Raw genomic sequence first — 17555 nt, forward strand, 5'->3', positions numbered from 1 at the left:
TAACCATTAAATCACCGTCTGAAGTTGCTATGACTTCAGACGGTTTTTACTGTCTTACCGGTCATTAACTCATGCAAAAAAAACACCTGATATTATGCACGCTCGCCTTAAGCACTCCGCTCTATGCCCAAGAACCACCGCAAAACCTGACCCAGGAACCCAACGTATTCTTTGACAAAGATCCACTAGTTAAGCCTGATCTCCTGCTAAATCAGCCTAAAATCGCCACCCCTGCCGCAGCACCGGTTGCATCAGATAACACTCTGGAAACACGTATCAACGCCGCCATCATGGGCAAAGACTGGGTACAACTAGAACAACTGCTCAAGCAATACCAACAGGTGGCTGACAAAGACCAAACCCTTTATGACTATGGTTTGGGCGCACTGTATCGCCATCAGGGCAAACAAAAACAAGCAATTGCTTTATACCGTCAGATTTTAGCACGGCAACCGGATTTGCATTACCCACGTTTTGACTTAGCCATGATGCTGTTTGAAGACAAACAATATCAAGCTGCCAAGACTGAATTAGAGCTTGCTCAACCGCATTTAGCCCTGCCACTACAGCGATTAGTCGATCAAATTCTAGCCAACATGCAAAAGGCACAACGTTGGCAACCGAGCCTAAATTTAAGTTATGAATCCACCGATAACGTCAATCAGGCTTCCGATCTCAAAGAAATTAGATTGGGTAATGCCACTTTTGTCCGTAGCGGCGATTCCTTGCCCCAATCGGCACACGGTATCGACTATACGTTGGGTACATCACGTGAACTAAACTTAAGCGGTAATCATTATTTATATAGCAACTTCGAGGTTGATGGCGTCGATTATTGGGATAACCATGACTATAGCGAGATCACCGCAAGAGCCAATTTAGGCTACCGCTATAAGGACATTCACCAATCATGGGGTATTATTCCACTGTTTGAACAAAACTGGTTAGGTGGCGAGCGCTATAACCAAAACTATGGTGCCACCCTTGAATACAATCGTCAGCTTAATCAACAATGGCAACTCTCAGGCAATGTTGGGCATATTCAAAAACGCTATCAAGATAGCAGTATCGCCGATCGTTATGATGGTCATAGCAACAGTATTGCTGGGCTTGTATTGTATCAACCAAAGCCAAATTGGTTAGTGTATGGTGGGGCTGACTATATGCGCGATGACTTATCTGATGAAGCAGAGTCTTCGAACCGAAAAGGTATTCGATTAGGCGGCGTGTATTCTGGCGAACAACTCGTATGGCGTAGCAGTATTCGCTATGCCAAGCGAGACTTTTGGGCAGATAACTTTTGGTATGACAAAAAACGCCATGATGACGAGTATCAGTTCAATGCCAGCTTGTCGCATAAAAAATTACAATGGCATGGATTTAAACCAAAGTTAAATTATAGCCATCAAAAAATTGCTAGTAATTTAGATTTATATGATCGCCAAAATAATAATTGGTTTATCTCTTTTGATAAGAGTTTTTAATTAAATAAGCTCTGTACACGACAAATTTCACAGAACCCTTATCCTATCAGGGTTCTGCCTTCTTAAAATTGCCAAAATTTCCTTAAACTCTTCTTTTTTCCCAAAACCAATTAAACGCTGAATCGCCATTTGAACATAGTCTAAACCATAGCGAAATAAACTCATTGAGAGTCGTCCATGCTTCTTTATTTTTATCGCTTTTTTTTGATCATGTTGCCATTCACCCGTTAAGTAACACCAACAGAAGCTTATAGCTAACACCGCAATCAATTTTTTCACTCGTCTAGGGTCTGTCAAGCGCGTATTTTCAAGATTAAACCCGCGTCCTTTGAGACAACTGAATAAGGTTTCAATTTCCCAGCGTAATGCATAATCCTGAATAGCATTGGCATTAAACTGAGGAGAAACGACGAGTAAAAGCTCTCCATTTTCTAACTGTAGTGCACTTATATATAGTTTCACCCGACCAACCAAAATCCGTCGTTTACGACATTCAATTTGACCAACTTTAAGATGGCGAAATAAATCACTAATTTTATGATTCTTTCCTAAATGATTGGTGACAATGAAGTTTTTTTAACACGAATGCAGAAGTTGATGTCTTGTTCAATTAACCATGTAAACCACTGCTCACCGATAAACTCTCTGTCTGCGAACACATTCACAATACGGTCTTTACCAAAAATGGCTATAAAGCGTTGAATCAAAGCAATACGCTCTTTCGTATCTGAATTTCCACGTTTATTAAGCAATGTCCAAAGGATAGGTATCGCTATTCCACGATAAACGATTGCGAGCATCAGGATATTAATATTTCGTTTTCCCCATTTCCAATTGGTTCTATCTAAAGTCAGTTGCACTTGGTCGAATGAAAACATATTGAAAATCAACTGAGAAATTTGACGATAATCAAAATACTGACCTGCAAAGAAGCGCTGCATACGTCGATAAAATGATTGTGGTAAGCACTTGATGGGCAAGGCTTTAGATGCAGAAGAAAGATTACATGTTTGCTTTAAAATAATCACAAGCATGATGAGCGCAAAGCACTTTAAATGTGACTTGTTCCATTTTAGAGATTTGTTTAAGATAAGATATAACTCATTGAGATGTATCATAGTATTCGTCGTTAGAAAACAATTATTGTGACATTATTTCAATGAGTTATCTATTTTTGTCGTGTACAGAGTGGGAAGTTATATTCGTGCAGCCAGCCTCGGCGGTTTTGAAGATTTAGTCCGTAGTTATGGCATAAATCCTATAGAAATCTTGAAAGAGATCGGGATTTTACCTGCTTTACTCCGTGATCCAGATTCATTTATTCATTATGATCATTATTTAAATTTATTGGAAAAAGCGGCCTTAGCTTGTCAGGATGATTGCTTCGGTTTAAAACTCGGTGCACTCCAAAATATTAGCACAATCGGTTTGATTGGCGTCTATATGTCCCGACAAACGACCATACTTGAAGCCTTAAGCGTGACGCAAAAATATGTCTATTTACATGCTGAAGGCATTGTCTTCCAAGTCTCGCAACATAATGCTCTGCTCTGTAAGCTGAACTTTGTGCGCTTAAGTGAATACAACACCGATGTACCACAAAAATCACAACTGGCCATTTGCCTTGTCGCGAATATTTTAAAAGATTTGATTGGCCCACAGTGGCATGCAGAAAAAATTTGCTTCAAGCAAAAAACACCACAAAAAGGTGCTCAAACTTTCCAAGCACATTTTTCATGTCAGGTAGAGTTTGAAACCGATGAAGATGCGCTTTATTTTCCCGCAAGCTTTTTAAGCTATAAACCCTATAATTTTAATGAAGATGCCATCAATCAACTGATCGTACAGCAGCTTGAAACACAAAGCAGCACCAAAACTGAAGACAATACCGCACTGATAGAGAGTTCAGTCCGCATGCTGATGGCGACAGGAGACTGCAGCATTGAAAATATCGCGCTGTGTATGGGCATGCATCCGAAAAAGCTTCAGCGCGCTTTAAAAATACAAGGAACAACCTATCGAGATATACTCGAAAATGTCCGAAAAAAAGAAGCACTTCGTATGCTTGATACAGGCAATGTGAATTTGACGGATATTGCTCTACAGTTGGGCTATGCAGAATTATCTATTTTCAGTCGCAACTTTAAAAGCTGGTTTGGCGTTCCTCCAACCGAGTTAAGAGACAAAAGTCGAAGCCATATTGTATGACTTCTGGTTTTGCTACTTCGTTAAATAAAAAGTACCCAACGAATTCAAGCATATAGTTTAAATCCATTGAATGTCACTCTAATCAATACAGACTCAATTGATTATTTCGGGAAAACAAAGGATGCGACCAAACGTGCCCCCCAACCTTTCGGGCTGCCGTCAGTATCATCAACCCAATATCGAGCACCACCGCCCACACTAATCGCCTGACCATTTAGGCGAATCACTTTGGTCACAGTCAAGTTGACAGGAACTGTGGCTTCTTCTGCATTCCAGTCATATGTCGTTTCAGTATTCAATGCCACCGTCGTACTATTTGGATAAGTGTAACTAATAAAAGGTTGCACAAAGGTACTACTGATCGCCTCAACATCATCTTCATGCTCTACTCCCCAAATATGGTTTGCCAATGCCCCAAATGTCTAACCGTGACTTTGCTTCAAAACGACAAAAGTTGGGCCAGCACCGTATTGATCTGCACCCAAGGCTTTTTCAGAAGCAGTTGGAAATAGAAAGGCAGGACCTACACCCCATGTAACCCCACTGTCCGATGTTTTTGAGGGAGAAAAGAATAAGCTTTGTACAATATCACCCACGCCCCAATCATCATCACGCCCCCCTTCATTATAAAATTGATAATTTACGGGTAATACAGTACGAGAGATCAAATTCCAATTTTCATTTAATTCAATCGGGATAACAGGCTGAATATTGAGTTGATAACGTTCTATATTTTCAGCCGCACCAATGTTTTCATCATAATTTAACTGAAATGGCACACTAACCAAGTTCGCGACAGGATTTGATAACTGTTGGGCCAAATCTGCACCATCGTCGGCATAAGCCTGAGAAGCTCCTAATCCTCCCAAAATGCTAAGAAGAAGTAAGTGAACCGTACCGAGATTGTAGGAGACACATTTTCTTGAGAGAATGTCGCTATGACAAGATTAAAATACACCGCAGAAATCAAAGAACGAGCAGTACGTTTGCTGCTTGAATCTGAACAAGATTATCCTTCTACTTGGGCTGCAATTACAGCTATTGCTCCTAAAATCGGTTGTACCCCTGAAACTTTGCGTGCTTGGCATCAAAAACATAAACAACTACAGAATCCAGCCGTAGTGCAACTTCTGTCAGATCAACAGCGTATCAAACAACTAGAACGTGAAAACAAAGAGCTACAACGAGCCAATGAAATTCTTCGTAAGGCAGCTGCTTTTTTCGCACAGGCGGAGTTAGGCCGCCCACACAAATAATGGTTGATTTCATTCGTGATCATAAAGCCCTGTATGGTGTTGAAGCGATTTGTCAAATATTGCCAATTGCCTCATCCACTTACTATCGCCAGCTTGATCTAGTACAGAACCCTGAAAAGCGTTCGAAACGAGATTTACACGATCAACATTATGCTGAGCAAATTAAGTTAATTTGGCAAGAGAGCCATGGGCGTTATGGCATTCGTAAAGTTTGGCAACAACTTAAACAAGAAGGATATTCTATTGCCCGCTGCACGGTAACACGCTTGATGAAACAACTTGAAATACAAGGTGTATGGCGTGGTAAGAATAAGCGTACGACACATCATGATGATCAGCAAAAAAGAGCTGATGATTTAGTTAAGCGTGATTTCACAGCTCAACATCCCAACAACCTTTGGGTCGCTGACTTTACCTATATTCAGACTCATTCTGGGTGGGTATATACGGCATTTATCATTGATGTGTTCTCACGAGCAATCGTTGGTTGGAAAGTTTCCACCCGAATGAATACCGATATGGTACTTCATGCCCTTGAGCATGCACTCAATAGTCGGGGTATGCCTAAGAATGTGATTCATCATAGTGACCGAGGGGTGCAGTATCTTTCAATCCGCTATACTCAGCGATTGGAAACTGCGAACTTAAGAGCCTCTGTAGGAACAACGGGAGACTCGTATGATAATGCACTGGCTGAAACAGTGAATGGTTTATATAAAACGGAGGTGATTGAATATTTGAAATCTGATTGGTTAGGCTTAGCTGATGTTGAATTAGCTACATTGAATTGGGTAGACTGGTTTAACAAAAAGCGGCTACATAGTTCTATTGGCTATGTTTCACCATTTGAGTTTGAAAATATGTACTATGATAAAATCAACACCTTAGATTGTGTTGCATAACTTAAATAAACTGTCTCCGATATAGTCGGTACGGTTCACATGTAAAAAACAATAACTCGATCTTCTAAATAAAAATAATCAATAAATGATCTACAAAATATAATTTTGTATTATAAATACAGTAATGAAACAAGTGATCAGCATCACAAAAATGGTTTATCTATAAGCTCAATTGATTAAAATTTAACCAAAAAATAAAATTTATATTTCAAATTATATATTTATATTTTTCATTAATTTAGGTTGTATAAATGTATATTTTTAGTATAAAAACTCTATTATGATTACTTTTTGAACTGATTAGTTATACCTAGAGTATTTACTCTTATTTTAATTGTGCTATTTTTGTGACACGGAGTAACAAATGATTTCGGTTAACCGACTTCTCCAAAAGCCAAAAAACATAAACACAAAATGAGCAACAAACATTTGCATTTGCACCTCAAGGAAAGACGTAGAATGAAATTAAAGACATTAACGACAGCAATGATTTTAGCAACTGTACCAATGACGGGGGCATTTGCTGCTGCTCTAGATCGTTCAGGTCAGTCAATCTCTGCATTCTTGCAACCTGGTAACTACTTTGAAGCAGGTATTTCTGTACTAGATCCAAGTGTCTCAGGTAAAGTACGTAATGGATATTCACCAAGCGCAGCACCTCCAAGTGCGATTGGCTTACAAAATACTAACCTAAGTGACATGGGCGATGATTATTACTTCCCAAGTGCTGCACTAAAACTACAAGTAACAGATCATTTTTCTTTTGGTTTACTTTACGACCAACCATTTGGTGCAGATGCTACTTACTCACTATCTGATACAGTATCAGTTGCTGCTGGTGGTGTAGGCCTTTTTCATAATGGTACTGAGTCAACAGAAGTTGAAGTCAAAACGCAAAGTATTTCAATGATATTTGGTTATCAACCAACTGAAAATTTTAATTTTTATGCTGGCCCTGTCTATCAAACAGTTGAAGGTGATGTTCAACTTCGTGGTTTAGCATATGGTGGAAATGCTACTTTTGGTGGCTATAATGCAAGTATTAAAGAAACTGGTGATATTGGATGGTTAGCTGGTGCGGCTTTCCAAATTCCTGATATTGCATTAAAAGCATCTGTTACATATCGCTCTGAAATTGAGCACTCTGTAAATGTTAAAGAAAGTTTTAATTCAGCTGGTCTATTTGCTGGTTTAAATGCAGCACCTTCTCTAAATACAGATATCACGACCCCACAATCTGTAAACCTAGATTTCCAAACAGGCATCATGGCAAATACAGTTGCTTTTGCTAATGTTCGTTGGGTTGATTGGTCAAATTTCTCTATTCAACCTTATAAGTTTGGTTTAGCAAGTAAAAATGCACTTGTACAAAGTCAAAGTGGTAAGCCTGAATTTGATCTTGTTGCATATACTGACGACCAAATTTCTGCAACAGTAGGTGTTGGACGTAAGTTAAATGATCAATGGGCAGGTAACGTTTCTGTAGGTTGGGACTCTGGTGCAGGTAATCCTGTAACCACGCTAGGTCCAACAGAAGGTTATTGGAATGTAGGTTTAGGTGCTCAATTTAGCCCAACACCACAAACTTTCATTGCTGGCGGCGTGAAATACTTTTGGTTAGGTGATGCTAAAGCCCAAACTGGCGCTCAGTTTGATACAGCAGGTTATGTAGCAGAATTCAAAGATAACCATGCAATCGCATACGGCCTAAAAATGGGCTACAAATTCTAATTATTAATGCTGAAAAAACCATCTGTAAAGATGGTTTTTTCTTTTTCAACAATGACATCTACGCTCTTTTTTATACACTTGTGATTCATTTGAGCAACAAATAAACACTTAAACATTTTGCATAATATTCAATCAGCCACTCAGCATCCAAAAATAAATCTATATAAATCATAAAATTAATATTTTTTTTTAGTGTTTTTACTCTACACAAGTACATTTTTTAACTTTTCAGTTCATTTTATAACCGTAGTTGAGCATTTACTCTTTTTGTATTTATGTTACTTTTCGTGCCAATCACTTACATAAAGCTACAACAAGGAATGTTCCCTATGAAGCTTACAGCTCTTCGCTCGGCTATTTTGCTCAGCTTAATCCCAACAACTTCAGTATTTGCTGCAGGTCTTGATCGCTCAGGCCAATCTATTCTGCCATTTCTACAATCTGGAAATTATGCAGAAGCATCGATTAGTGTGCTCGACCCAAGTGTAAGTGGCAAAAGCAACAACGGCGCAACTGTTACTGACATGGCTGATGATTATTATTTCCCATCTGCTGCACTTAAAGCTCAAGCAACCGACCATTTTTCTTTCGGTTTACTTTATGACCAACCTTATGGTGCTGACTCACAATATTCATCAGATCTAGGCGCTTTTGGTGATGGTACTGAAGGAACAAGTGTAAAAGTACGCACCAATAATCTTTCATTAATTGTAGGTTACCAACCAACCGAAAACTGGAATATCTACGCAGGTCCTGTTTACCAAACAGTTAAAGGTAATGTATCTTTACGCGGTACCGCCTACTCTTCACTTTCTGGCTACAACATTGACCTAAAAGAAGACGATGCATTTGGTTGGTTAGCTGGTGCAGCTTACCAAATCCCTGAAATTGCACTGAAAGCAGCGATTACGTATCGCTCTGAAATTAAACATGAATTAGATACAACTGAAACGTCAAATATCTATATTCCATCATACGGTATTGATCTACGTTCTGCGACAAGCCAAACAGAAGTGGTTACACCACAATCTGTGAACCTTGATTTCCAAACGGGTATTGCAAAAGATACTTTAGCTTTTGCCAATTTACGTTGGGCACATTGGGATCAGTTTGCCGTAAGCCCAGCAGCTTTAGCAAGTGCTAGTAAACTCGCTAAAGGTAAAGCTCAGAATTTAATTGACTACTCAGATGATCAAATTTCTGCAACCGTTGGTGTTGGTCATAAATTTACTAGCAAATGGTCTGGTTCTGCATCTGTAGGTTGGGATTCTGGTGCAGGTAACCCTGTAACCACTTTAGGCCCTGTTGAAGGCTTCTGGAGCGTAGGTTTAGGTGGACAATACAGCCCAGCTGAGAACTATTTCTTACAAGCGGGTGTAAAATACTTCTGGTTGGGTGATGCAAAAGCTCAAACTGGCGGTACAGTTGCTGGCGACTTCAGCGATAATGATGCTATCGCTTATGGTCTAAAATTTGGTTATAAATTCTAAAACGTAGCACTATATCCAACAAAAAAGGCGTATCTATTGAGATGCGCCTTTTTGTTTTCGTAGATATAGCTGTTTGTTTTAAGCCGGAATATCACGAACTGAAGCATTACGAATAGCTTCTTTTAAAGCTTCATAACCATGAATTGCAGGGAATTGTGGGAATTCTTTAATCACATTTTCTGGTGCATCAAACAAAAAGCCTTTATCCGCTTCACCCAGCATAGTGGTGTCGTTATAAGAATCACCTGCGGCAATAACACGGTAATTTAGTCCATGCAATCCTTTAACTGCTTCACGTTTTTGGTCAGGTTGGCGCAGCTTATAGGTTGTAATCATACCCTTTTCATCAGTCTCTAACTTATGACAAAAAATCGTTGGCCAGCCCAGCTGTTTCATTAATGGGTGCGCAAACTCATAGAAAGTGTCTGACAAAATAATCAGCTGAAAATGTGTACGTAACCATTCAACAAATTCTTTTGCGCCTGGAAATGGGCCCATCTCAGCAATGACTTCTTGAATATCATTTAAACCTAAACCATGTTCTTTTAATATATTCAAACGCTGCGTCATGAGCACATCATAATCAGGAATATCACGTGTGGTTGCTTCAAGCGCTTTAATGCCTGTTTTTTTAGCAAAGTTAATCCAAATCTCTGGAACTAACACCCCTTCTAGATCAAGGCAAACAACTTCCATGAATACTCCCTTTTATTTACGTGGAAAAATTTTGAACTATCATAGCTTAATATTTGTCTAATGCATTGCTGTTTTTTAAATCTATTTTTTTCATAAGCATTTATTTTTTAGTGATAAGTGGTTTATTTCAACTCTATTAAAATGCACAGCAAATAACGTAATATAGGTCTTGTTAGATTCCAAGCCTATTGCCAGGATACTTATGACAACCATTCCAACTATTGATCTTGTTGATGCTCTCGCAGCTGAATATGCAGACAAATCACCAAGTGAAATTTTAGCACTTGCACTGAATCAAACGGGTGAAATTGCCATCTCGTTTTCAGGTGCAGAAGATGTCGTACTTATTGATATGGCTGCTAACTTTGGTAAACCTTTTCGTGTCTTTAGCTTAGACACAGGACGTTTACATGCAGAAACCTATCAATTTATCGAAACTGTGCGTAAACACTACAACATTAATATCGAAATTTGCTTCCCAGAAGCAGATGCCGTTCAACAACTGATCAATGAAAAAGGTTTATTCAGCTTTTATCAAGATGATCATAAAGAGTGTTGTGGTATCCGTAAAGTTCAGCCTTTACGTAAAAAATTAGCGACTTTAGATGGTTGGATTACGGGTCAACGTAAAGACCAAAGCCCAGGCACACGAACTGAGATTCCAGTTATTCAAGCAGATGCAGGCTTTTCAGGCGAAGGCAAACAATTGATTAAATACAATCCTCTTGCCAACTGGTCCAGTGCCGATGTGTGGAGCTACATTCGCATGATGGAAGTGCCTTATAATCCATTGCATGAGCGCGGTTTTATTTCTATTGGCTGTGAACCATGTACGCGTCCAGTGTTACCAAACCAACATGAACGTGAAGGACGTTGGTGGTGGGAGGAAGCGACACACAAAGAATGTGGCCTACATGCAGGTAATTTGAAAAAGTAAAGATCAAAACCACTGCAAAGCAGTGGTTTTTTCGCAACCAATGGATACACACAAAGCGCTCCCATTGTTAAAAAAAATCGATATACTAGCTTTAAGTTCTATAATTCTAACAAGATTGCTCATATAGGAGCGGTCAGATATTGCAGTGAGGCAATCCAGACTATGCGTCCATTACATCCGATTGACTTTATTTTTTTATCACTTGAAAAACGCCAGCAACCCATGCATGTCGGTGGATTATTCTTATTCCAAATCCCGGAAAATGCACCTGCCAGCTTCATTCAAAATTTAGTTGCAGATATTCGTAACTCCAAATCTATTCCTATTCCTCCATTTAACAACAAACTCAACGGCTTATTTTGGGATGAAGATGAAGAGTTTGATCTTGATCACCATTTTCGTCATATCGCACTCCCACAACCGGGGCGTATTCTTGAACTGCTCACCTATATTTCACAGGAACACAGTAGTTTAATTGATCGCGCTAAACCGTTATGGACCTGTCATATTATTGAAGGGATTGAAGGGAATCGTTTTGCCATGTACTTCAAAATTCACCATGCGATGGTGGATGGTATTGCGGGTATGCGTTTGGTGGAAAAATCATTATCACAAGATCCAAATGCAAAGAGTATTGTACCACCTTGGTGTGTTGAAGGCCCTCGTGCGAAGCGTTTAAAAGAACCGAATGTTAGTCGCTTTAAGAAAATAATGAATGGCGTAATGGGCCAGCTTGGGTCAACACCACGTGTCATGTATGAGTTGTCACAAACAGTCATGAAAGATATGGGACGTAATCCTGATTATGTTTCAAGCTTTCAAGCACCCAGCTCTATTCTGAACCAACGGGTTAGCTCTTCGCGCCGTTTTGCAGCACAATCTTTTGAGTTTGACCGTTTACGTCATATTTCTAAAAGTTTGGGTGTCACGATTAATGACATCGTACTGGCGATTTGTTCAGGTGCCTTGCGTGAATATCTTTTGTCCCAAGACGCACTTCCTAAAAAGCCTTTAATTGCCATGGTACCTGCCTCTGTTCGCGATGATGATTCGTCTATGTCGAATCGTATCACCATGATTCTGGCAAATTTAGGCACGCATAAAGAAGATCCACTAGAGCGCCTCGCAATTGTTCGTCGTAGTGTGCAAAATGCCAAAGAAAAGTTCAAACGCATGAACTCAAACCAAATTTTGAACTATAGTGCGTTTGTTTATAGTGCTGCTGGTCTCAATATTGCCTCAGGCTTACTGCCTAAGCGCCAAGCGTTTAATCTGGTAATTTCGAATGTTCCTGGCCCACGTGAACCATTGTATTGGAACGGGGCACGACTCGATGCGCTATACCCTGCCTCAATCATTTTAGATGGTCAGGCACTCAACATCACCATGACCAGTTATTTAGATAAACTTGAAGTTGGTTTGACGGCTTGTCGAAATGCGCTGCCGAAGATGCAGAATCTACTCACACACTTAGAAGAAGAGATTCAACGCTTTGAAGCGATTGTGGGCGTCGAAGGCCCAAAGTTGCAAGCGGTCAGTTGATGCCGCAAAACGAATCAGAAATACAAGAATAATCAATAAAACTAAGGGGCTTCGATAAGCCCCTTAGTTTTTAATGCTACGACATTGTTTTAATAATTGATGACACGCAGTACGAATCATGGCAGTTGTAATTTGTACTTCTTTACCCTGATCATCCACAATATACGCATTATGCGTTACTTTCGTATCTAATAAATGTTTCAAACTAGGTTGAATAATTGCTTCTCTAACACCCATATCACACCTCATTTGCTAAACCTATTTGGGAGAATAAGCTTTGGCTATTTCCGTGTTTCTAGTATTAAAAATCTAAGATCGAAAGTAAAATTTCAGTTGTAACAACTATTTAACCATATATTGTTACAATTTCAGCTCAGAATGATATCGTATTGCTCTTGCGTATATAAATTTTCCACCTGAAATTTAATCACACGACCAATGAAATGCTCTAAATCCGCGACTGCTGGCGCTTCCGCGGTTAACAAGCGGTCAATCACCGAAGGGTGCGCAACGACAGTAAAGCCAGTCTGAGATTGATACGCACGTGTATATCTCATGATTTCTCGAAAGATTTCGTAACATACAGACTCAGCTGTTTTCACATAACCCCGTCCCTGACAGGTCGGACAAGATTCACATAATAAGTGCTCTAATGATTCACGCGTACGTTTACGCGTCATCTCGACCAAACCTAACTCAGAAACCTGTGTAATTTTGGTTTTTGCATGGTCTTGCTCAAGCATTCGTTCAAACTGAGTCATGACCTCAGTTCGATGCTCCTGCTCTTGCATGTCAATAAAGTCGATAATAATAATACCGCCTAAATTACGTAGTCTCAGCTGGCGCGCAATGACCTGTGTCGCTTCCATATTGGTTTTAAACACAGTATCTTCTAAAGAGCGGCCACCCACATATGACCCTGTATTGACATCGATAGTCGTCATAGCTTCAGTCTGGTCTATCATTAAATAACCGCCAGACTTCAACGCAACACGCGTCTGCAATGCTCTTTGAATGTCTTCTTCGACATTATACAAATCAAAAATTGGGCGCTCACCCGGATAATGAATGAGGCGTTCTTTAATATTCGGGACAAATTCTTCTACGAACTCTTGGAGCTTGCCATGAATTTCACGTGAGTCGACTGAAATTTTAGCGGTCTTTTCACTCGCAAGATCGCGAATAATACGCTGAGGTAAAGGCAGTTCTTCAAAAATTAATGATGGCACCGCTATACTGATTTGCTTGCGCTGAATAAATTCCCAAAGTTTTGCCAAATAAGCCATATCTTGTGCAATAGCAGCTTCCGCAATCCCATCAGCGGCGGTACGAACAATCACTGAACCCGGAAGTTTATGTTCCGCTTGAATACGCTCAATCATCGAACGTAAACGATCACGTTCAGCTTCAGACTCAATGCGTTGAGACACACCCGTATGATTGCCATAAGGCATCATCACTAAGTAGCGCGAAGGAATAGAAAGGTCGGTTGAAAGCCGAGCCCCTTTGGTTCCCAGCATGTCTTTCATGACTTGAACAGTAAGAATTTGTCCCGGCTGTAAGAGCTCAAAAACATTGGGGGTGGGTTGATTACGTGACCAAACCATATCATTAATATGTAAAAAAGCAGTTCGTGACAGCCCAATATCGACAAAAGCAGCCTGCATTCCCGGAAGAACACGCACCACTTTACCTTTATAAATATTGCCCACTAAACCACGTTTCACCGTACGCTCAATAAATAATTCATTGACCGTGCCGTTTTCAATTAACGCGACGCGACATTCCATAGGCGTGACGTTAATTAATAACTCGTCAGACATAACAAACTCAAAACATTATAAAAAATCTTTTGAGACAGTTAATTTAGTGCCTTAACTGCCTGTAATAACTGTACCGTTTCATGCAACGGTAGCCCCACGACATTGCTATAGCTTCCCTCTATGCGTGGAATATAACGTGCTGCAATGCCTTGTATGGCGTAGGCTCCTGCCTTGCCAAGAGGTTCAGATGTGGCCCAATATGCTTCCATATCATTCGGGCTCAAATGCTGAAATTCGACTTCAGTACGAACTACTATACTTGAAATTTGCGTATTTGTACGGACACAAACCGCAGTATATACATCATGCTTGCGCCCAGAAATTTTTTCCCACATTTCAAATGCATGCTGCTTAGATTCAGGTTTACCTAAAATCTCTTGATCGACCCCTAAACTGGTATCGGCAGCAATCACAATTGCATCAGGATATTGAAGCTGTACTGCCTCAGCTTTGGCACATGCCAGTCGCTCTACATAATCGGCTACCGACTCGCCTGCTTGTACAGCTTCATCAATATCTGGACTATAGATATCAAAGACTAGACCGAGCTGTTCAAGCAGCTCTCGGCGACGGGGCGAACTGGACGCTAAAATTAAACGCGCCATTTCTTCAAGATGAAATAGACCATAGGGAAAGTCAGCACACTACTCAACAACGGTTGCCAATGACGTGCAAGGGAAAACTGTGCCCCAATCATAATTTGTGCGATCCACGTAATAAACAAATGCGCGACCACAGCCAAGGTGGTGATGACCCAAATATTGGCAAAGGTCATAATCCGACGTTCACGCGTTAAAAAACGGGACACAAAAGTAATCAGAACAAAACTGAGCGCGTTTAAGCCCAAAGGTGCATCAAGTAGTAAATCGGTGAAAATCCCGACTGCAAAGGCAAACCAAATCCCGCTCCATGTCGGCTGGCACAGCACCCAAAACAGCATCACCATCATCATAAACAGTGGCCGCCAGCCAGAGAGCGCATAAGACAAGGGATAAACCATCAACACTGAAGCAATGATCACCGAAAAAATGATCGGAAATAACGGGTCACGCTGTTTGGCAGCACGAAGTTTAGCGATCGGCATGCGGTTGCTCCATCGCTAAAGAATCGGAAAATAACACAACGACATGATGCCCACCCGCTAACTGCGCAGCAGGAACAACATCAATTTGAGCAAACTCGCCTGAATTATGACGACTGATTTTTGAAATGGTGCCCACCAGATAACCTGCTGGAAAATGCTCACCTAAACCAGAGCTATACACTTTTTCACCCACTTTGATTTCGGCACTGGTCGGCACGTATTCCATTTTCAAATGACCCAAATCTCCAGTCCCTGAAACAATGGCACGCATTCCAGATCGTTCTAAGCGAACCGAAAGAGAATGTTCTTTATCTGAAAGCAACATGACGCGACTACTATGCGGATAGACATTGATAATCTGCCCCATAATCCCTTTGTCATCGAGCACGGTTTGCCCAACTTTTAGCTGACTGTTGGCACCACGGTTTACCACAATAATATGACGCAATGGATCGGCATCTGTCCCAATGACTTCTGCAATCTCCATACGACCATCAATGATCAACGGGGTATCTAACAGACCGCGTAAACGCGTATTTTCCGCAGATAATTCAGATAATTTTTGTAAACGCACCTGCGCCTGTAATAACTCGGCTTGCATCGCGGTATTTTCACGACGCAATTGAGCTTCAGACTTGGTTTGTTGATTCAGCCACTCTCGCGATAACACGGGATAACTTGCTACGGCATAAATTGGATTATAAGCGGCGTACAAGACATCTCTTGCAGGTTGAATCACATGTGGCATGCGCCAGTTAAAAAACAGCACGACCAAGCATGTGATCACTGCAATGATAAATGAGCGAAAAGATGGCGGTTGTCTGGAAAACAGATTTGTTTGCACCCGCCGATTCCTTTATTAGCCTACAAATAACATGTCGTGATTTGGATTATCAAAGAATTCTAAAACTTTACCACCACCTCGAGTGACGCAAGTTAGAGGATCTTCTGCAACCACCACAGGTAAGCCTGTTTCTTGCGCAAGCAGTTTATCGAGGTTACGTAGTAATGCACCACCACCTGTCAACACTATACCGCGCTCAGCGATGTCTGAAGACAGCTCAGGAGGCGTTTGCTCAAGTGCAGATTTCACAGCTGAAACAATACTTTGTAATGGATCAGAAATCGCTTGCGTGATTTCGTCCGAAGTCACAGTGATCGCACGTGGTACACCTTCAGCAAGGTTACGGCCACGAACTTCAATTTCAAGTGCTTTGGCATCGGCTTCTGGTAAAGCCATACCCACTTCTTTCTTGATAATTTCAGCGGTGGTTTCACCAATCACGCAACCATGTGCTTTACGTACGTAGTTAATGATTTGTTCATCAAATACATCACCACCAATACGTAGTGAGTCAGCATAGACACAACCTTGAAGCGATATGATCGCAATTTCAGTTGTACCACCACCAACATCGACCACCATAGAGCCGCATGCTTGTTCAACTGGCATACCGGCACCAATTGCAGCAGCCATTGGCTCTTCAATCAAACGAACATCACGCGCGCCTGCATTAAATACAGCTTCACGAATAGCACGACGTTCAACCAAAGTTGATTTGCAAGGCACACACACCACAACACGAGGTGCAGGTGGGAACAGACGTTTTTCATGTACTTTACCAATAAATTGGTTCAGCATAGTTTCGGTCACTTCAAAATCGGCAATCACACCATCCTTCATTGGACGAATGGCAGAGATATTTGCAGGTGTACGGCCCAGCATTTGCTTTGCATCAAGACCTACCGCGGCAACGATTTTTTGTGAACCACTGTGACGAATTGCCACAACTGTCGGTTCATTTAATATAATGCCTCGTCCTGGTGCATAAATAAGTGTATTTGCTGTACCTAAATCAATGGCTAGATCGGGCGAAAACAAGCCAATTAGTCTTTTTAGAATCACGGAGACGTTCTCGATTAAACTTTATGTGGACGCAAGGTGGCAACTTTAACTAAATGTGATGATTTGAACAAGTCAATCGCTTATTATAACGCACGATATTTTGAAATTTTTTAATACTGACTCAGGTGATGTTATGTCTACATCGGATGCACAGCATTCTGCAGATTTAAATGCACAAACAGTTTCAGCAATCGCCAATCTTGCTCGATTGTCGCTAGATGATACGCAATCTGCTGAATATGCTCAAAGTCTAAATAAAATTTTAGGCATGATGGAAACCTTAAAAGGCATCGACACCGATGGTGTTGAGCCGCTTAAAAGCCCATTTGATCACCCACAACCCTTACGTGAAGATGTGGTTTCAGAAACCAATCATCGTGATGAATATCAAGCTATTGCACCGCAAGTGCAAGACGGTTTGTACCTTGTTCCTCGCGTGATTGAATAATTTCTATTCAGTTAAACCATTATTTTGTAAAAATTAACGTAAAGACAT

The 17555-nt window shown here is 40.7% G+C and carries 18 protein-coding genes and 1 other annotated feature; of the genes, 8 read left to right on the forward strand and 10 right to left on the reverse strand.

What is annotated here, in order from left to right:
• Positions 1-71: 71 nt before the first annotated feature.
• A complete protein-coding gene (locus AC4MDD_RS13270) occupies positions 72-1484 on the forward strand; it encodes a surface lipoprotein assembly modifier (RefSeq protein WP_283290187.1) in 1413 nt (470 codons plus the stop codon).
• Between the two features lie 27 nt (positions 1485-1511).
• On the opposite strand, the gene AC4MDD_RS13275 is transcribed toward AC4MDD_RS13270, so the two are convergent.
• A protein-coding gene (locus AC4MDD_RS13275) for an IS4-like element ISAba1 family transposase (protein WP_100607965.1) occupies positions 1512-2602 on the reverse strand; the annotation gives its coding sequence in 2 pieces (ribosomal slippage) (positions 1512-2062 and positions 2062-2602; 1092 coding nt in all).
• Between the two features lie 70 nt (positions 2603-2672).
• Here AC4MDD_RS13275 and AC4MDD_RS13280 point away from each other — a divergent pair.
• Positions 2673-3692 carry an AraC family transcriptional regulator gene (locus AC4MDD_RS13280; protein WP_491881817.1) on the forward strand — a complete coding sequence of 340 codons (1020 nt, stop codon included), beginning with the start codon at positions 2673-2675 and terminating at the stop codon, positions 3690-3692.
• A gap of 101 nt (positions 3693-3793) precedes the next feature.
• Here AC4MDD_RS13280 and AC4MDD_RS13285 read toward each other — a convergent pair whose 3' ends face one another.
• Positions 3794-4102: a hypothetical protein gene (locus AC4MDD_RS13285; RefSeq protein WP_227509192.1), complete on the reverse strand. Its 309-nt coding sequence runs from the start codon at positions 4100-4102 to the stop codon at positions 3794-3796.
• A gap of 12 nt (positions 4103-4114) precedes the next feature.
• Entirely contained in the window at positions 4115-4561 is a 447-nt protein-coding gene (locus AC4MDD_RS13290) for a hypothetical protein (protein WP_491881818.1), read from the reverse strand.
• A 69-nt stretch (positions 4562-4630) separates the two neighbouring features.
• Between AC4MDD_RS13290 and AC4MDD_RS13295 the strand changes: the two genes are divergently transcribed.
• From AC4MDD_RS13295 to AC4MDD_RS13305, 3 genes are all read left to right on the forward strand, one after another.
• Positions 4631-5850 (forward strand): IS3 family transposase gene (locus tag AC4MDD_RS13295; RefSeq protein WP_336000913.1). Its coding sequence is split into 2 segments (ribosomal slippage): positions 4631-4907 and positions 4907-5850, totalling 1221 coding nucleotides; the frame shifts between segments, so codons are not numbered across the junction.
• Positions 4906-5022, forward strand: a sequence feature (AL1L pseudoknot). It overlaps the preceding gene by 117 nt.
• Positions 5851-6309: 459 nt before the next feature.
• Positions 6310-7581 carry an OmpP1/FadL family transporter gene (locus AC4MDD_RS13300; protein ID WP_491881819.1) on the forward strand — a complete coding sequence of 424 codons (1272 nt, stop codon included), beginning with the start codon at positions 6310-6312 and terminating at the stop codon, positions 7579-7581.
• A 329-nt stretch (positions 7582-7910) separates the two neighbouring features.
• Positions 7911-9071 (forward strand): OmpP1/FadL family transporter, encoded by a 1161-nt coding sequence (locus AC4MDD_RS13305; RefSeq protein ID WP_491881820.1) that lies wholly within the window; start codon positions 7911-7913, stop codon positions 9069-9071.
• A 78-nt stretch (positions 9072-9149) separates the two neighbouring features.
• Here AC4MDD_RS13305 and thrH read toward each other — a convergent pair whose 3' ends face one another.
• The gene (thrH, locus tag AC4MDD_RS13310; protein ID WP_279731468.1) at positions 9150-9767 is read right to left on the reverse strand and encodes a bifunctional phosphoserine phosphatase/homoserine phosphotransferase ThrH; all 618 of its coding nucleotides are present in this window, start codon (positions 9765-9767) and stop codon (positions 9150-9152) included.
• Positions 9768-9969: 202 nt separating this feature from the next.
• Here thrH and AC4MDD_RS13315 point away from each other — a divergent pair, with 202 nt between their 5' ends.
• Both AC4MDD_RS13315 and AC4MDD_RS13320 read left to right on the forward strand, forming a co-directional pair.
• On the forward strand, positions 9970-10704 hold the full coding sequence (locus AC4MDD_RS13315; RefSeq protein ID WP_491881821.1) for a phosphoadenylyl-sulfate reductase: 735 nt from the start codon (positions 9970-9972) through the stop codon (positions 10702-10704).
• A 162-nt stretch (positions 10705-10866) separates the two neighbouring features.
• Positions 10867-12246: a WS/DGAT/MGAT family O-acyltransferase gene (locus AC4MDD_RS13320; RefSeq protein WP_125274523.1), complete on the forward strand. Its 1380-nt coding sequence runs from the start codon at positions 10867-10869 to the stop codon at positions 12244-12246.
• Between the two features lie 63 nt (positions 12247-12309).
• Here AC4MDD_RS13320 and AC4MDD_RS13325 read toward each other — a convergent pair whose 3' ends face one another.
• The 6 genes from AC4MDD_RS13325 to AC4MDD_RS13350 all read right to left on the reverse strand — a co-directional run bounded on the left by AC4MDD_RS13325 (position 12310) and on the right by AC4MDD_RS13350 (position 17059).
• Entirely contained in the window at positions 12310-12483 is a 174-nt protein-coding gene (locus AC4MDD_RS13325; protein ID WP_004981331.1) for a PA1571 family protein, read from the reverse strand.
• Positions 12484-12614: 131 nt separating this feature from the next.
• Positions 12615-14069 (reverse strand): ribonuclease G, encoded by a 1455-nt coding sequence (rng, locus tag AC4MDD_RS13330; RefSeq protein ID WP_004981336.1) that lies wholly within the window; start codon positions 14067-14069, stop codon positions 12615-12617.
• Positions 14070-14107: 38 nt separating this feature from the next.
• Complete coding sequence (locus AC4MDD_RS13335; RefSeq protein WP_491881822.1) at positions 14108-14674, reverse strand: Maf family nucleotide pyrophosphatase; 567 nt, start codon at positions 14672-14674, stop codon at positions 14108-14110.
• Entirely contained in the window at positions 14662-15153 is a 492-nt protein-coding gene (gene mreD, locus AC4MDD_RS13340; RefSeq protein WP_176537295.1) for a rod shape-determining protein MreD, read from the reverse strand. The genes AC4MDD_RS13335 and mreD overlap by 13 nt, the downstream gene beginning before the upstream one ends.
• Entirely contained in the window at positions 15140-15997 is an 858-nt protein-coding gene (gene mreC / locus AC4MDD_RS13345) for a rod shape-determining protein MreC (RefSeq protein WP_004694667.1), read from the reverse strand. The genes mreD and mreC overlap by 14 nt, the downstream gene beginning before the upstream one ends.
• Before the next feature lie 15 nt (positions 15998-16012).
• Complete coding sequence (locus AC4MDD_RS13350; RefSeq protein WP_004694670.1) at positions 16013-17059, reverse strand: rod shape-determining protein; 1047 nt, start codon at positions 17057-17059, stop codon at positions 16013-16015.
• Positions 17060-17192: 133 nt separating this feature from the next.
• Here AC4MDD_RS13350 and gatC point away from each other — a divergent pair, with 133 nt between their 5' ends.
• A complete protein-coding gene (gene gatC, locus AC4MDD_RS13355; protein WP_004694671.1) occupies positions 17193-17507 on the forward strand; it encodes an Asp-tRNA(Asn)/Glu-tRNA(Gln) amidotransferase subunit GatC in 315 nt (104 codons plus the stop codon).
• Positions 17508-17555 lie beyond the last annotated feature (48 nt).

It is taken from the genome of Acinetobacter sp. CAU_H_29a_1 (assembly GCF_058599505.1).